The following is a 16,744-nucleotide window of genomic DNA, read 5'->3' as shown; positions in this document are numbered from 1 at the left end:
GATTATGTAATTTTTGTATCGTTTTATAAAAATTTATGTTATAATTCTAAGTATGAGTACACATATTAATGCAAAAGAAGGAGACATTGCAGAGGCAGTTTTGCTTCCTGGTGATCCTCTTAGAGCTAAGTTTATTGCTGAAAATTTCTTGCAGGATGCCAAGTGCTATAATGAAGTCCGCGGAATGTATGGATTTACAGGGCTTTATAATGGAAAAAGAGTTTCTGTTCAGGGAACTGGAATGGGGCAGCCTTCGCTTTCTATTTATGTAAATGAGCTTTTTCAGTTTTACAATGTGCAGAAAGCTGTGCGTGTTGGAACTTGCGGGGCTGTGCAAAAAAATATTGCGCTTAGAGATGTTATTCTTGCGGAAGGCGCGTGTTCGGATTCCGGGCTGAATACTATGAGGTTCAACGGACTCCATTTTGCTCCGGTTGCGGACTTTGAGCTTCTTACAAAGGCTTATTCTGCTGCTGAAAAAATCGGCATAAAGCCGAATGTAGGGCTTTGTGTTTCAAGCGATATGTTTTACGATCCAAAGGAAAACTGGAAGCTTTGGGCAGAGTATGGAGTTATGGGCGTGGAAATGGAAGCCGCAGAGCTTTATACGCTTGCTGCAAAATTCAAGAGAAAGGCTTTGGCAGTTCTTACTGTTAGCGACCATATTCTTTTGGGCGGCGAAACTTCCGCAGAAGAGCGTCAGGTTACTTTTACAAACATGATGAAAATTGCGCTTGAGGCTGTTACTGCATAGTTTTTTACAGCTAAAAATTTATAAAGTATCTTTAAGTATAAAAATTTAAATTAACGGGAGAATGAGAAATGAAACCTGTATTGTTGGTTCTTGCAGCTGGAATGGGAAGCCGTTACGGTGGAGTTAAGCAGATTGATTCTGTAGGTCAGCATGGCGAGTGTCTTTTGGACTTTGCGACTTTCGATGCTAAAAAAAGCGGATTTGGAAAAGTTGTATTTGTAATTCGTCCTGACATTGAAAAAGACTTTAGGGAGCGGCTTTTTGACAGAGTTGCCCGAAACTTTGATGCGGAATATGTTTTTCAGACACATGATTCTCTTTTGACTGCTGGCGAGGCAGAAAAATCTTCTGCGCGCACAAAGCCTTGGGGAACAATTCACGCTGTTCTTTGCGCTGAAGAAAAGATAAACGCTCCGTTTGCTGTAATAAATAGCGATGACTATTATGGCAGAGAAGCATTTGCAACTTTGGGAAAATACCTTTCGTCTATAAGCCCTGATTCTCCTGAGCATGCAATGGTCGGTTACGTTCTTGGAAACACCATGAGCAAAAGCGGTTCTGTTAGCCGCGGAGTTTGTTCTGTAAAAGACGGCTATCTTGAGTCGATTGTTGAAAATACAAAAATCAGCTACAAAGGCGATGGAATTATAAGCGAGCTTGACGGCAAGGAAATTCCGTTTACAGGAAAAGAATGGGTAAGCATGAATTTCTTTGGATTCAGCTTGAAGGCATTTGAGCGTTTCCATAAATATTGGGACAATTTTAAAGCTTCTTCAATTGGCGAGCTAAAAGCGGAAGCATTACTGCCAGTTGCAGCTAGCGACATTGTAAAGAACGGCGAAGGCAGCATAAAATTCTTTACTTCTTCTGAAAAGTGGTTTGGAATGACTTATCCAGAGGACCGCGAGATTGTAAAGCAAGAAATTGCAAAGAAGATTGAAGACGGATATTATCCTGCAAAGCTTTGGGAGCATTAAATGAAAAAACTGAACGCTATAAAGTCTGAAAAAATTTGGGGCTATGAAAACTGGATCGCTTCCACGCATAAAAATGGATTTCAAAAGGATTTCTTTGAGTTGTGCGGCGGTGATTATCCTCTTTTGGTAAAAGTTATTCAAGCCGACAAAACTTTGAGCGTTCAGGTTCATCCTGATGATGAAAAAGCTGCTCTTTATGAGCGCTGCCGCGGAAAAACTGAATGCTGGTATGTTCTTTCTGCAAAAGAAGGCACGGAACTTGTCTACGGATTGAACGGAGTTTATAGCGCGAGCGAGCTTAGAAAAGCTATTGAAGCGAATTCTTTGCAGGATTGCCTGCGCTATGAAAAAGTCAAGGCTGGAGATTTTATTTATATTCCGGCTGGAACTGTCCATGCAATCTGCGGCGGCTTGCGTCTTTTGGAAGTTCAGCAGTCAAGTGATATTACTTACAGATTGTACGACTGGGGTCGCGGAAGAGAGTGCCATGTAGAAAAAGGAATTGCCTGTATAAAAGACAGCAGCGTAAGAAAAATCATGCCTTTCCCTGGGGCGTTTTCTTGTCCGTACTTTTCACTTGAAGAAATCAATGTTGAAGATTTTTATTCTTCAAAAATAGAAAATGCTCTCGGCAATAAAAATCCCCGTGATGTAGTTCTTGGCTTTGTGATTGAGGGAAGCGGAACTGTAAACGGACTTACTGCAAATGCGGAAGATATTTTTGCATTTGAGCCTGGAGAGTCTGTTGAAATAAAAGGCAGCTTGAAGCTTATGAAAATTTCAGCAAAATAGCTTTTTTAATTTTGCGTTTGGCTTTGATAATTTTTTAGCCACTCTTTAAGCGGAACTGTCCAGTCATCGAAGTTTTTGCTTTGCTCCATTAAATTTTTGTACATTTCCTTTATGTAGCTTGTAATTTCTTTTGAGTCAGATTTTTCAACATAAATGGAATCTTTAAACATTGAGTCAATAAATTCAATGGACATTTCTTCTGTTAAAAGTTCAGGCGCGGTTTTTGTTACCATGTATATTGCCGCAGAAATGCAGTTTACGCTATGCTGCTTCATGTATAAAACTGATTCTGCAATTTCGATTCCGTGAGTGTAAAGCTCGCTGTTCCATTGTTCTTTTTCTGGTTCTGTAAATTCTTCACGTTCAAAAAGCATTTTATAAAATCCGATTGTAAGAACAACAATCGCAATGTGCAGGCTTGGCACGCAAAGATAATGCGGATCCCAAAACTGAATGCCTTTTGATGCTTTTGTTGTTGGCTTTGGGCGTGCTGTTGTTGTAAGACAATGCGAGTAAATTTTATAAGCCTCCTTGTAAAGCATAATCATGTAGCGAACGTATTCCGCGCTGAGCTTGATTCCTTCAAAACTTCCGTAGCGTTTCATCGTCATGCACATAGGACGAATCCAGTAGTTTACAAAGTCAAGATAGCATTGCGCGAATTCCGGCTTGAATGGAATTTTTGAATCCAGCTTGTGGTCTACTCTTTTTACTGGAATGTGTATTATGTGGAATTTTTCAAGATACTGAACTATAAAGAATTTTTGTATTACATTTAAAATAAAAATTGCAAAATATTTTAAACCTGTCCAGTGAAAAATGAACATTGCATAGGCATATAGAACATTAAAGCTTTTTAATGTTCTTCCTATAGTCTTTTTGATTTTCTTTTGAGTTGGCTTCTTTGCATTTTTAATTTTGAACTTGTATTTTAGGTTCTCTTCTTTCATTTTCCAAAAACTTCCTTTGCTACTGATACTGTTTCCATTGCGTCCTTTGCATAGAAGTCAGCTCCGATTTTTTTTGCATAGTCTGGTGTTAAAACTGCGCCGCCTACTACAATTTTACATTCCAAATTATTTTCTTTTAACGCTTTATGAAGCTGATTTATAGTTTCTTCCATATTAGCGACCGTTGTAGTCATTAGCGCGCTTAAGCCTACAAGTTGGATTTTATTTTCTATAACTGTTTTTACAACTGTTTCTGCCGGAACATTTTTTCCAAGGTCGATTACTTTGTAGCCATAGTTTTCAAGCATTGCCTTGACGATGTTTTTTCCAATATCATGAATATCACCAAAGACAGTTGCAATTGCTATAGTTCCTTTTTCTTCCTGCTCTTTTCCTGATGCTGCAAGTGTTTCTTTTATTTTAAGAAATGAATTGCCCACTGTTTCTGCGCTAAGCAAAAGCTGCGGAAGGAATTTTTTCCCGGTTTCAAAATCTTTTCCTACATTGTCAAGAGCTGGAACTATGCAGTTGTCAATTATTTTTACAGGATCATTTTTTTCAAGAAGCCTGGCTGTTACATCTGATGCCTTGTCCTTGAAGCCTTTTTCTATTATCTGTATAAGTTCCTTTTCTTCCGCATTTTTTTCTGAATAATTACTTTCAGTTAAGGTGTTTTTTTTTTCTGCTTCTTTTTTAGGAGATGCGATAGGCGTTCCGTTTATTTGAATTGAAATAGTTCCATCATTGACTGCATCCGAAAGAATCTTCTGGCGAGATTTTTCAGTTGTAGGATCAAGAGTTCCTGTGTAAGTTTGAATGTAGTCAAGGCAGTTTTCATCAAAGCATCCAAGAGCTCTGTAAGCTCTATAGGTGTCCATCATCGGAACGCTTGCCGGGTTTATAATTGCCGCGCTAAGCCCTGCTTCAAGTGCAAGCATAAAAAATCTTGAGTTTATAATATCTCTTCTTGGAAGACCAAATGAAATGTTTGAAACTCCCAGAACGAACTGGATTCCTTCTTTTCCGAATTTTTCTTTTAAGATTCTGATTGCTTTTACAGTTTCAAGCGATGCTTTTTGTTCTGAGCTTACAGTCAACGTGAGTGTGTCAATAAAAATGTCTCTTACAGGTATTCCATATTTAGCGGCTTCCTGAATTATTTTTTCAGCGACTTTTACTCTTCCTTCCGCAGTCGGGGAAATTCCGTCTTCGTCTATGCATAGCGCAACAACAGCACCGCCATAATGCTTTATTAGCGGAAAAACTTTGTCCATGACTTCTTGCTTTCCATTGACGCTGTTTACAAGAGCTTTTCCATTGTAATATCTTAACGCATATTCCAAAACATCGCTTTCGCTTGAGTCAATTTGCAGCGGTGTATTGAAAATTTTCTGTACTGACTTCACCGCTTGAAGCATCATTTCTTTTTCATTTATTCCAGGAAGTCCGACGTTTACATCAAGAATATGCGCACCTGAATTTATCTGGCTGTCTGCTTCGTCAATAACGAACTGCATATCGTTGTTCTGGAGCGCTTCCTTGCATTTCTTTTTTCCAGTTGGATTTATGCGCTCGCCGATGATTACAGGTCCTGCAACTCCTCCAGCCTGAACAGTTTTGTTATAGGAACAGACAAATGACTTGAACTTTCCCTTGTTTTCCTTCAATTTTTTTTCAGAAAGTTTTTCTGTCATTGTTTTTATATGATCTGGAGTTGTTCCGCAGCATCCTCCAAAAATTGAAACTCCAGATTCAAGGATTTTTTTCTGTGCATTTGTGAATTCTTCTGGAGTTACCTTGAACACATCTTTTCCGTTTATAACTTCTGGAAGCCCTGCGTTTGGCTGGGAAAGAATTGGAATGTGTGAATATTTGCAGAATTGGTTGGCAAGTTCTATGTCTTCTTCAAGGCTTCCGCCGCAATTAAAACCAAGAACATCAACGTGCAGAGATTCAAGGTAAGTTATGCAAGTAAGAACGTCTGCTCCTGTTAAAGTTCTAAAGTTTGGCTGGAATGTCATTGTTGTTATGACAGGAAGATTTGTATTTTCTTTGATTGCAAGGACTGCGGCTTTTACTTCATAAAGGTCGCTCATTGTTTCAATTATTGCAAGATCTGCGCCTGATTTTTCTGCGGCAATGGCGGCTGCTTTGTATGAGTTATATGCTTCGTCAAATGTAAGAGGTCCGTTTGGCTCAAGCAGTTTTCCAATTTGCCCTGAATCCCATGCGGTAAAGCAGATTATATTTTTGTTTTGTTTTTTGCATTCAGCAATTGCTTCTTTTACTAGAGTAATTCCTTTTTCAATAAATTCTTGTGCTGAATGAGATGCGTTTTCAAGTTTTATAGGATTTGCTCCGAATGTGTTTGTGGTGCAAATGTTGCTTCCTGCGAGTATATATTTTTTATGGATTTCTTTTATTGCTTCTGGATTGTAAAAATTCAGGTCTTCTGGAATAGAGTAGGAAAGACCTGGAATTTTTTGAATCATTGTTCCCATTCCGCCGTCAAAAAAAACAGGCTCTCGTTTTTGTATTTTATTAAATAGAAAATTCTTAAATTCGCTCAAGAGAATCTCCTTTTGCTAGCTGTTTGTTGCGGAAATAATTTTGTCAACGTTTCTATAAATTTCTTGAGCAACAGAAGGCTTGTTCATTGTGTAAATATGAATGCCTCTTACTCCGTTTGAAATAAGATCTATAATTTGGTCTGTTGCATAAGCAATTCCTGCCTGGCGCATTGCCTCTGGACTTTCAGAAAAACGGTCGCAAATAGAAAGAAGTTTTGCCGGAATATATGCAGATGAAAGTTTCACCATTTTTGAAACTTGATTGCTGTTTGTAATCGGCATGATTCCTGCAAAAACCGGAACACGAATTCCCTTTGACTGAATTTGGTAGAGATAGCTATAGAGCATATTGTTGTCAAAAAACATTTGTGTTGTAAGAAAGTCAACGCCAGCATCTATTTTGTATTTTAGATTGTCTATGTCTTCTTGTCTGTTATGGCTTTCCGGGTGTCCTTCTGGATAGCAGGCTCCTCCAACGCAAAAGCCTTCATCCTTTAAGATTTTTGCAAGGACATTCGCGTGCTCAAGTTCTTTGCTTAATGGGTTTGAAATTCCCTGTGGAATGTCTCCTCTCAATGCAAGGACATTTTCAATTCCATTTTTCTTCATTTGAGAAATTATATTTTTAGCTTCGTCAATTGTGTTTCCAACGCAAGTAAGATGCGCGAGGGCTGGTATTCCAAATGATAAAATCTTGGAGGCTATTTCAACTGTGTTTTCCCTGGTTGTTCCTCCGGCTCCATAAGTTACGCTTATAAAGTCAGGATTCAGATTGCAAAGCTCCTTTGCCGCACTAACTGTATTTTCAAAATTTGCCTGCTGCTTTGGCGGAAAAACTTCAAATGATAGAAGCGTCTTTTTTTGTTCAAGAATTTTAGATATTGTCATTTGATTCCTCGGTTTTCTATTCTATAGAATTGCGCTTGCCTTTTCAATTTCATCAAGGCGTTTTAATTTTTCATCATCGATTTTTATAAATAAGTTTTTTTCCTGAGTTGGAAGCACAAGGCCTTTTGGACCGTTTTTTGCTCGGCGCAAAAATTTTACCTGCGTATAGTATAAATCTGCCTGTTTATTTTTTCTTGCTTTTGAATGATAGACTGCAAGGTTTCCTGCGTAAAGAAGAATCTCAAGAGGAATGGTTTTGTTTTTTTGTGCCTTTATAAAAACATATCCGCCGGCGTAATCTCTTGTGTGAAGCCACATATCATGGCCTTTTACAGTATGTCTTAGAAGCTCGTCATTTTCAGAAGAGTTTCTTCCAACGATTATTGTCCAGCCGTTAATTTCATAATGAAGTCCAGGATGTTTTTTTTGAATTTGCTGTTTTGGTTTTGTGTCATGCCGAAGAAGCTGTTCGATCTTTAGAGTGTTTTTTTCTGAAATTATCCGATTGTATTCTTCATCAAGAGAAGCGATTGCTTTTTTTGCAAGTTCAATGTCGTGTTCAAGAGACTCTATTCCAGATACGGCTTTTTTGTATTGCTCATAGTAAGATGCGGCGTTTTCCTGCGGAGTCAGTTTTTCATTCAACCTGATGTGAAGTTGCTCGCCTGTGTTGTAGTCCGTGCAATCTAAGTAAGAGCCTTTGATTTGGGTTGCGAATGAAAGAATCAAGTCTCCAGTGTGTTTTAGCTTTCCTGCGTTTTCAAATTCTGATTTTTTTTCTATAAGATGCTGAAGCGCATTTTCCATTTTGCTTCGTTTTACATTGTACCATTTTTCGGCTTGAACAAGGAGGCTTTCTCTTGAAAGTTTTCCGGCGCATTCTGTGTAATACAAATTGATTTTTTCATTGAAGGAAAGTGTTTCTTTGCCTTTGAAAAACTCTTCATTGTCAAATGTTCTTATAGGAAACTTTTGAAGTGAAAGTTCTTTTTCTTCTTCTGTTGGGATTTTCTCTTGCGGAATAAAAAATCCGCCTGTAACTTCGCCTTTTGTAGGCCGGCGGTACAAGCAGTCAAGAATTTTTCCATTTTCATCTGTTACAATAATATTTGCCGCATTTGACCAAAGCCGGGCATAAATAAAAAGTCTGTCTTTCCATGTTGAAACATCGAATTTTACAATTCTGTCAAGTCCTAGCTGCTTGCATGAGTTGATTCTCATTCCCTGAACACGTGATTTTAAAAACTCATTGAATCTTAACGGCTTTTCATTTTTAGGAGATTTTAAATTTGTTTTGTTTATTCTGCATGATTGAGGCGATGTGCAAATTACAATATTGCAAGGTTCTGCTTTTCCGACAATTTTAAATGAAACCGTATCGTAGCCCGGTTGGATTATTTCTTGTATAAAGGAACCTTCAATGTTGAGTTCGCTCAATATTAAATTTATTTCATTGCAGTTTAAGGACATTTTTCAAAGTATATCAGATTTAAAATGGATAGTGAATTGGTATTTAAAAAGTTAGTATCTTTTCGTTTCCATTGATTTTAAATCGTCTATAACTTTGTTAAGTCTTTTTAGTTCCCGGTCTAAAGTTTTTTTGTAATCTAAAGAGCCTGAATTTATCCGTTCACGTTCATCTTCCCAGTTTTGAATTCCTGTCAAAAATAAGAATTTGAATTTCCCGATGTTTGCTTTTTCAGCCCAAAGCGAAGCTTCCTGCCAGTAAATGTATCCTGCTTCATAACAAGTTTTTGCTTTTTCAAGATTGCGAAGATATTCATCTTTCCAGGGAGCGTCGTAAAAATACGCGGCGTTTTTATCGTAAATTCGTCCAAGCCGCAAGTGCTGTTCTATTAATTTTAAATTCAAGTGCATTTGAAAAAGATAACGGTATTTTTCCCATTGAAGTTCATTTTCAATTTTTGTGTATGCGTACAGAGGATTGCAAAAATCTGCTTTAACTGCTTTTTCCAGCCAGTAAATATTTTCTATGCAGTCATCTGGTTGCTGCTGATAATGAACGTGATAAAGCTTGTAAAAATCTTCTTTATATTTAACCATATAAGCATTGCTTTTTTCTGCTGAAAAAAGAAGCGCGATGAGAAGCAAAAATAAAATTTTGGTTGCTTTAAAAAAAGACTTTTCCACCTTTTGAATATCGGAGAAAATGCCTGTTGTTTTTAGAATATTTTGTAAATTGAATTTATTTCTTCTTCAATTTTCCGGCTGATTTTTTCCTTGTCAGCTGTTGCGTCTATGCGGACTATTTTCATTTCTTTGCTGATTTCTGTTCCGTTGTATTCCGCAAGAACTTTTTCGTATTCTTCTTTTGTTCTTTTTAAGAAATCTATTTTTTCATAAATTTCTTTTTGTCCTCTTGATGAAATTCTTTTTAGTGAAATTTCCGGCTCGATGTCGAAAAAGAATAGAAGCCGCGGCAATGGAAAAAATTTATTCAGTGTCCGAGGAATTTCTGGTGAGCAATCTATGCTTTGGTATGCGAGGCTTGAAAATAGATAGCGGTCGCTCACAACGATTTTTCCTTTTTCACAGGCGGATTTTATTCCTGTAATTAGTTTGTTTTCTTCTATTATATAGTTTCCATTTATATGTTCATTTCTGTCTGCGGCAAAAATATAGGCGGCGGTTTCGTTTGTAACCTGAATTTCGCCTTTGAGCATTTTGCGAAGAAATTTTCCAGTTTCTGAAGATGTTGGTTCTGCTGTAAATAAAAATTGTGGAGCTTTCGATTTTAAAACTTCTAGCTGAGTTGTTGTTCCTGCTCCGTCAATTCCTTCGAACACAATAAAATTTTCTAAAACCATATAATCAGCTCCGTTGCCTAAAGTCGGGCATTTCCTCAAATAATGTTTTCTGTTAAAATATAAGCGAGATTTTTTATGAAATCCAAAGTGTTAAAGACAAGCATTGGCATTCTTATTTTTCTCTTGATAGCTGCGTCTTTTGTTGCTGCGATGAAACCTGTTTATAGCAAAGTTGACGGAGCAATCAGAAGCTATGAGAAAAAAATTGTGCTGGAGCTTGAAAAAAATACTGGCATGAAGATTTCATACAAATCTTTATCACCGTCCATTCTATCAAAAATCTGCATAAAAGGTATAGAGGCTTCGGACTCAAAAAATGGGCAGCAAATTATTTTTGTAAATAAAATTTATGTTTATTTCAGTTTGCCAAAAATTCTAAAAGGCGATTTTGAAAATGCGTTTGAAAAACTTTTGCTAAAAGATGCTTTTGTAAATATTGAAAACAAAAAAAATCCTGCAAAAAATGTTTCGGAAGAAAAAAATAATTCAACTGAAATTTCTTTTGAGAAAGTTGAATCCTTGCTAAAAAAAATTGCCTTTATTCTTCCTCTTGATGTTCAGATAAAAAATCTTAAATTAAATTTTACTGCGGAAAATAAAAGTTTTTCTTTGTCATTAAAGAATTTTTACTTTGGAAAAAACGAAAATTCTATTGATGCATGGTTAAAGTCAGAAGGAAATTTCTTGTTTCATTTTGGCAAAAGAAGTTTTGGAACGACTTTTGTTTTGAACGGGAGGATTTTAAATTCTGTTTCTGGAAGTTCATGCACTGTAAAACTTGATAATTATTCTAAGGCTGATGTTTCTCTTCGGAAACTTGAATTTCTTGCGGCTTATAAAAGTCCTAAGATTGAAATATTTTCTGTTCGTGAAGTTTTTCCTTTTTCCACGATGATTTCTTTTGATGTCAGCTCAAAAAAAATTTTAGCAAAGTTAAAGTCAAATTCTTTTGATCCGCTAAAAGTTGTTAGAACTCAAAAACTTCATCCTGTTGCGAATTTTTTTAGAGGAACTATTTTTTCAACTGATTCAGAATTTTCATTTGATTTAAAATCGTTAAAATATAATTGGCAGTCAAAAACTTTTTTTTCCTTGCCTAAGCGATTTTCAAAAAACACGCAGACTTTAAATGTTGAAGCTTCTGGAAATAATACTGATATAAATGTAAAAAAAATTTCTGCGTCTGGCGGAGTTGTTCAGGGAACTTTTGAGGGTTCTTTTTATATTCCAAAACTTCAGCCTTCTGGATATTTGAATCTTGAGCATTATGCTTTTTTTAATGGAAATAAAATTTCCGGTGAAATTTTTTTTGAACCGCGAAAAGACAAGGGGTTTGATTTTTTTATTCCGCAATTGTATTTTGGAGATTACAGTTGCTTTACAGCTTTTCAAGGATATTCAGCGCTTGGAATGTCTATTGAGCTTGTGTTTGAAGCTAGCGATTATTCTCATCTTGAATACGGCGAACCAGGCAGAGTAAATGCGAGCGGAAGTCTTCAGCTTGGAAAAAATATGTATCTTCAGGCTTCTGCTGAATTGAAAAATTTCTTTGTTGAAACAGGAGTTAAGACTGGCGCTTTTTTTACGGAAAAAAATGGAAAAAATGTTTTAAACAAAGTTGTTGAAATTTCAGAGCCTTATATTTCAAATATTGAAGCTTATTTTGCCACAGATTTTAAAGACTACAATTACAATTCTCCGCTTGCGATTTTTGCCAACACAAAAAAAGACAGAGAAGTTTTGCTTTTGTCTGTTGATGGCGCAGGCGGAAAATCAGGAACTTCTGTTCAAGTAAGCAAGGCTGATTTGATTTATGGAAAAAATTCATTGAGCGCATCTGGCGGTCTTGACGTGGAATTTCCAAAAAGCCAGATGACATTTTCTTCTGATTTTAGTTTCAATTCAATTCCTTATGCATTTAATGGACTTTTTGTTTTTGGAGACTGGCTAAATATTTCTGGAGACTACGGTCTTGATGTCGCTGTTGACTTTAAAAACTTTATAGACGGCTCTTTGCGTTTTAAAGACTTGCCTGTTTCTGTAAATGATTTTACGGTTGCATTTTCTTTGGATTCCAATTTTTCAGTTTTGTCAAAAGATGACTGGAACTTTTTTATTGAAAATTTTTCCGCTTCTGAACTTTCTGGAAAATTCCGTTTGAAGCCGGAACTTGCCATAAAAGGCGAGGTAAATGAAAAAAGTTTCCTTGCTTCTAGCGTTGTTTACAAAGATTCTTTTGCGCAATTGGAAGGCGAAGGCTATGCTTTTTGGAATATAAATGAAAAAATTTTTGACAGCTCAACTTTGTCTGTTCAGCTGAAAGATTCAAAAAGTTCTGAAAAAATTTCTTTTCAGGTTGAGCTTACAAATCCTATGAGAGAAATTTTTTCAGCAGACAATTTAAAACGTGACTTTTATTTTTCAGCAGGAGCAAAAATCGAGTCGTTTCCTTTTAGCCGTTTTCTTTTGAGGCAAAATGAAAATAATGTTTTAAATGCGGAATTGTCTGCAAGCGGAACTTTTGAAAATCCATATTTGTCTGCAAAATTAATAGATTCTTCTGTCTTGCTTGGCGGTTCAAATTTAACGGCATCGGCAGAGGCTTCTTTAATAGAAAATATTTTTACAATTTCAAGCGCGGACATTTCATGGAAAAATTTTCAGATAGATTCAGTTTCTTCAAATGTTGACTTTGAAACTTTTGATGGAACAGCTTCGTTAAAAGCAAGGGCTCATGTTGGAGAAAAGAAGATTGAAACAGGAATTGAACTTGCGCTTTCAAATCTTTCTGAAAATCCAGAAGGCTTTTTTCCGGAAGCATATTCAGTTGAAACAACTTTTGCTTCTGTTGAAAGCGAGCTTATTACAGATTTTGTTCCATTTAAATTTTCTGTAATCCGCTCTCCTGGAAGATTTGATATTATTACTGACGAAAATCTTGGCGCGTTTGGAGAAATTCTTGATGATGGAAAAATCAGTTTTTCTGTTGGAAAAGACAAGCCTCTTCATTTTGATTTGAACGGAAGCGTAAAAAAACAAATTGTTGATCTTGATTTTGAAAACATATTCTGGGACGTTTCAAGATGCGCCCGCATTTTTAATACAAAACTTTTTTCTATATATTCTGCAATTGTTGAAGGAAATTTAAATTTGTCTGGAGTAATAACAGATCCTGATCTGGACGGACGGTTTGTTGTTTCTGATGTTGATTTTAATCTTCCGCAGTTTGTTCCAGATCATTTTACAAGTGCCGAAATGAATGTGGATTTTTCTCAGGAAGAAATTTCAATTCCAGAAACAAACTTTAAAATCAAGGACGGAATTCTTGCGGCGAATGCGGTTGTTTCTTTGGACAGATGGTCGCTTGGAACTCTTGAACTGAACCTTGCGACTTTGGAAGACGAGGATATTCCGATTGACTCAAAAGTTTCGTACTTTAGAATAAAAGGCTACACTTCTGTAGACGCTTCTCTTATTATGGAAGATCGTTCTGTAAGTTTGAACGGTTCTGTTGGCTTGCGAAATGCTGAACTTTCAGTTTCTATGAATGCATCTGATTTTAATCAGAAGAAAAAGCCTGCCGCGTCAAATGACATTGACTTTTCCATAAACTTGGATTTGATGATTGGAAGAAAAGTTCAGATTGCAATAAATCCGCTGGTTAGAAGCCTTGTTGCTCCATCAACTCCGATTTCTGTAAATGCTGATACCGCGACTGGACTTTGGGGAATAAAAGGCGACATTGTTTTGCGCGGAGGAGAAGTTTCATATTTAAGCCGGAACTTTTATCTTAAGCAAGGCCAGCTGATTTTGGATGAAACCCAGAATAAATTTGATCCTGTTATAACTGTACGCGCGGAAACTCGTGAGCACGATACAAACGGTGATCCTGTTACAATCACGCTTTCCGCAATTTCTCAGAATATTTCAAGATTCAATGCGGTTCTTTCTTCTAGTCCTGCAAAATCTGAAAATGAAATTATGGAAATTTTGGGGCAGATTGCTTCAGGCGATGCGTCTTCTGTTGGAAACTTTCTTGTTGCGGCAGGCGATTATGGAGTTCAGGTTACGCTTCTTAGAAAAATTGAAAGTGCATTGCGTGATTTGAGTAATTTTGATATATTTTCTGTCAGAACCACTATCCTGCAGAATTCAATTATGCAGGGACTCAATATGAACAGAGCTTCTGATAATAATTCTATAATTGGTAACTTATTTGACAATTCGACTGTTTATATTGGTAAATACTTCGGCAATGACATTTATGCTGATGCTTTGCTGCATTGGACTTATGACAAGACTAAAGTTGATTCTGGCGGAGTTTCTGGCAGCGGTCTTGTTTTTCAGCCGGAAATCGGTTTGGAATTTGAAGCGCCTTTTGCCAACATAAGATGGAATTTTGCTCCTGACTTGGGCGAGCTCCAGCAATCGTGGACACAGGCAACTTCTATTACACTGTCATGGCGTGTATCATTCTAACGATATAGAGGACTTTATTTTATGCGCGTTAAGAACACTTTTTTTGTGTTTGCTGTTTTTTGTGTTGCGGCGATTTTTTCTGCTGCTCCTGTTTTTTCTCAGACAGATTCGGAAGACTGGTTTTACGGAAAGCCTATAAAAAATATAGTTTTTGACAATCTGAAAAATGTAAAGCAAGGCGACTTGGACGGCGTTACAAGCAGTTTTATAAGCAAGCCTTTTTCTGATGATTTAATCAGCGAGCTTTATGACAGAGTTTTTTCACTTGAATATTTTGATGATGTTGAAATCAAGGCTGCAAAAAATGCCGACAATGGAAAAACTGTAAATCTTATATTGAGTGTTGTTGAACGTCCTGTCGTTATGAAACTGAATTTTGACGGGAACAGATACATTCATGACGCTGATTTAAAGTCAAAAATTTCCTTAAAGGCAAAAGACATTTTTGTAGAAAGCAAAGTTCTTGAAGATGAAAGAGCCATCAGAAATTATTACATTGAAAAAGGCTATACAAAAATCTCCGTGGAATCTTCTTTTGAAATGCGAGACGACGGAGCTTATGTTACTTTCAAAATCAGGGAAGGCCGGCAGACAGTTGTAAAGAGCATTGGCTTTGCAGGAAATCAAGTTGTTTCTTCAAAAACTCTCAAAGGAAAAATCTCATTAAAAGAAGCTGGACTTTTTAAGAAAGGCTCGTTTCAAGAATCATCTTTGTCTGCGGATTCCAGAGCAATTGTTGCTTATTATCAGAACCGCGGATATGCAGATGCAAAAGTTGTAAATATTGATCAACAAACTTCGTACAATGAAAAAAAGAACCGCGAGGAAATTGAAATAACTTTTGAAATTCAGGAAGGAATTCAGTATAACTTCGGCGGAATTACTTTTGACGGAAACCATGTTTTTACAACAGAAGAACTTGAAAATCTCGTTACCCTGAAAACTGGCGCGGTTTACAACGAAACAAAATTTCAAGAAACAAGAATGAATATTCAGAACTTGTACTATGAAAACGGCTATACATCAAACAGGTTTGCAACTGATATAAATAAAGATGCAGAATCCAAGGTTATTTCATATACAATCAGAATCCAAGAAAATCCTAGAAGCCATATTGAAAATATTCTTATAAAAGGAAATGAAAAAACAAAGGATTTTGTTATCCGCCGTGAAATTCCGATTGAAGAAGGCGATATTTTTTCAAATGCAAAAATTTCAAACGGAATGAGAAATCTTTACAACCTTCAGTATTTTTCTGCTGTTTCCCCGGAAGTTCTTCAAGGCTCAGAAGAAAATCTTGTTGATATTGTTTTCACTGTGGAAGAGCAGAGCACGACTTCTCTTGACTTTGGATTTACGTTTAGCGGAGTTTCAGATCCTGGAGAAATTCCGATTGCGCTTACTGCAAGAATTCAGGATTCAAATATTTTTGGCGAAGGAAAACTTGCTTCTATTGGAACAACACTTTCCACAAATGAGCAGTCTGTTTCTTTAAGTTATGGACAGAGCTGGCTTTTCAACAAACCTATAAGCACAAATATTTCTCTTAGTTATTCTCATTCAAACAATTACGCTTTAAGGGATAAGATTCTTCCGAGCGGCGACATTGACAATGACTATTATTATATGCAGTATGAGCAGAATCAGTTTAGCCTTGGACTTTCTTTAGGTCATCGCTGGACTCCGAACTTTGCGATTCTTACACTTTCTGGCGGCGTTACGAGTAGCCTTATTAACAACCTTTACGATGATTCGCTTTGGATTCCTTATGATACTTCAATAAGCCAGTATTCGGATAACTGGGAGCCTCGCAATTCTATCTGGACTTCATTTTCTATGGACGGAAGAAACATTTCGTGGGATCCTTCAAGCGGATGGTTTGCAAGCCAGCGTCTTTCTTGGTACGGACTTGTTCATGAAGGATTTTTACCTTTTGCTCCTGACTGGGGAGAAACAGAATTTTATTTGCGCACAGATACAAAGGCTGAAAAATATTTCACTCTTGTAAATAAACCTATAACAGACAGCTGGGCATTGAAGCTTGTTCTTATGGGATATTCTGGACTTTCGTTCCAGTTCTCGGCTTTGGATTCAACAATAAAAAAGAACAACCAGCTTTATATAGACGGAATGTTCAATGGACGCGGATGGACAATTTACAATTCAGACAAAGGCCGCGGAAAAGCTTTGTGGTGCAATTCACTTGAACTTAGAATGCCTGTGATTCCGGGAATTTTCTCGCTTGACCTTTGGGGCGATGCAGTTGCAATTACAGATGAGCCTTATCAGTTCTTTAATTTAAAAGAAGATGACTGGTACTTTAGTTTTGGTCCGAGCTTTAGATTTTCTATTCAGCAGTTTCCTTTGCGTCTGTTGTTTGCAAACACATTTAAAATCAAAGACGGTTCTCCTGTGTTCACTGATCAGGACGGAGACGGAGATTACAACTGGAGAAAAAACTGGAATTTCGTTCTTTCCTTCAGCATGACAAACCGCTAGTTTTTTT

Annotated in this window: 11 protein-coding genes; 5 read left to right on the top strand and 6 right to left on the bottom strand. The window is 36.8% G+C overall.

The genetic code is table 11. The features are described 5' to 3' along the window. Positions 1-52 precede the first annotated feature (52 nt). From deoD to Q0N70_RS01200, 3 genes are all read left to right on the top strand, one after another. Positions 53-754 (top strand): purine-nucleoside phosphorylase, encoded by a 702-nt coding sequence (gene deoD / locus Q0N70_RS01210; RefSeq protein ID WP_294012581.1) that lies wholly within the window; start codon positions 53-55, stop codon positions 752-754. Between the two features lie 68 nt (positions 755-822). After that, positions 823-1,731, top strand: a complete 909-nt coding sequence (locus Q0N70_RS01205) for a hypothetical protein (protein ID WP_294012579.1) — start codon at positions 823-825, stop codon at positions 1,729-1,731. Continuing rightward, complete coding sequence (locus tag Q0N70_RS01200) at positions 1,732-2,523, top strand: type I phosphomannose isomerase catalytic subunit (RefSeq protein ID WP_294012576.1); 792 nt, start codon at positions 1,732-1,734, stop codon at positions 2,521-2,523. A gap of 5 nt (positions 2,524-2,528) precedes the next feature. Here Q0N70_RS01200 and Q0N70_RS01195 read toward each other — a convergent pair whose 3' ends face one another. The 6 genes from Q0N70_RS01195 to tmk form a co-directional block, all read right to left on the bottom strand. Next, on the bottom strand, positions 2,529-3,473 hold the full coding sequence (locus Q0N70_RS01195) for a hypothetical protein (protein ID WP_294012573.1): 945 nt from the start codon (positions 3,471-3,473) through the stop codon (positions 2,529-2,531). Continuing rightward, the gene (locus tag Q0N70_RS01190) at positions 3,470-6,043 is read right to left on the bottom strand and encodes a homocysteine S-methyltransferase family protein (protein WP_294012570.1); all 2,574 of its coding nucleotides are present in this window, start codon (positions 6,041-6,043) and stop codon (positions 3,470-3,472) included. The genes Q0N70_RS01195 and Q0N70_RS01190 overlap by 4 nt, the downstream gene beginning before the upstream one ends. A gap of 15 nt (positions 6,044-6,058) precedes the next feature. Beyond that, the gene (gene metF / locus Q0N70_RS01185) at positions 6,059-6,931 is read right to left on the bottom strand and encodes a methylenetetrahydrofolate reductase [NAD(P)H] (protein WP_294012567.1); all 873 of its coding nucleotides are present in this window, start codon (positions 6,929-6,931) and stop codon (positions 6,059-6,061) included. Positions 6,932-6,952: 21 nt separating this feature from the next. Beyond that, a complete protein-coding gene (locus Q0N70_RS01180) occupies positions 6,953-8,401 on the bottom strand; it encodes an NFACT RNA binding domain-containing protein (protein WP_294012565.1) in 1,449 nt (482 codons plus the stop codon). Positions 8,402-8,452: 51 nt separating this feature from the next. Beyond that, a complete protein-coding gene (locus Q0N70_RS01175; RefSeq protein ID WP_041612368.1) occupies positions 8,453-9,052 on the bottom strand; it encodes a hypothetical protein in 600 nt (199 codons plus the stop codon). Between the two features lie 62 nt (positions 9,053-9,114). Then, positions 9,115-9,759: a dTMP kinase gene (gene tmk / locus Q0N70_RS01170; RefSeq protein WP_294012561.1), complete on the bottom strand. Its 645-nt coding sequence runs from the start codon at positions 9,757-9,759 to the stop codon at positions 9,115-9,117. Positions 9,760-9,834: 75 nt separating this feature from the next. Between tmk and Q0N70_RS01165 the strand changes: the two genes are divergently transcribed. Together Q0N70_RS01165 and bamA are read left to right on the top strand one after the other, a co-directional pair. Then, positions 9,835-14,238 (top strand): hypothetical protein, encoded by a 4,404-nt coding sequence (locus Q0N70_RS01165; RefSeq protein WP_294012558.1) that lies wholly within the window; start codon positions 9,835-9,837, stop codon positions 14,236-14,238. A 21-nt stretch (positions 14,239-14,259) separates the two neighbouring features. Continuing rightward, positions 14,260-16,737, top strand: a complete 2,478-nt coding sequence (bamA, locus tag Q0N70_RS01160; protein ID WP_294012555.1) for an outer membrane protein assembly factor BamA — start codon at positions 14,260-14,262, stop codon at positions 16,735-16,737. The last annotated feature ends 7 nt before the right edge of the window (positions 16,738-16,744 follow it).

It is taken from the genome of uncultured Treponema sp. (assembly GCF_945873775.1).
Lineage (GTDB): Bacteria > Spirochaetota > Spirochaetia > Treponematales > Treponemataceae > Treponema_D.
This window is presented reverse-complemented; position numbering and strand designations above follow the sequence as displayed.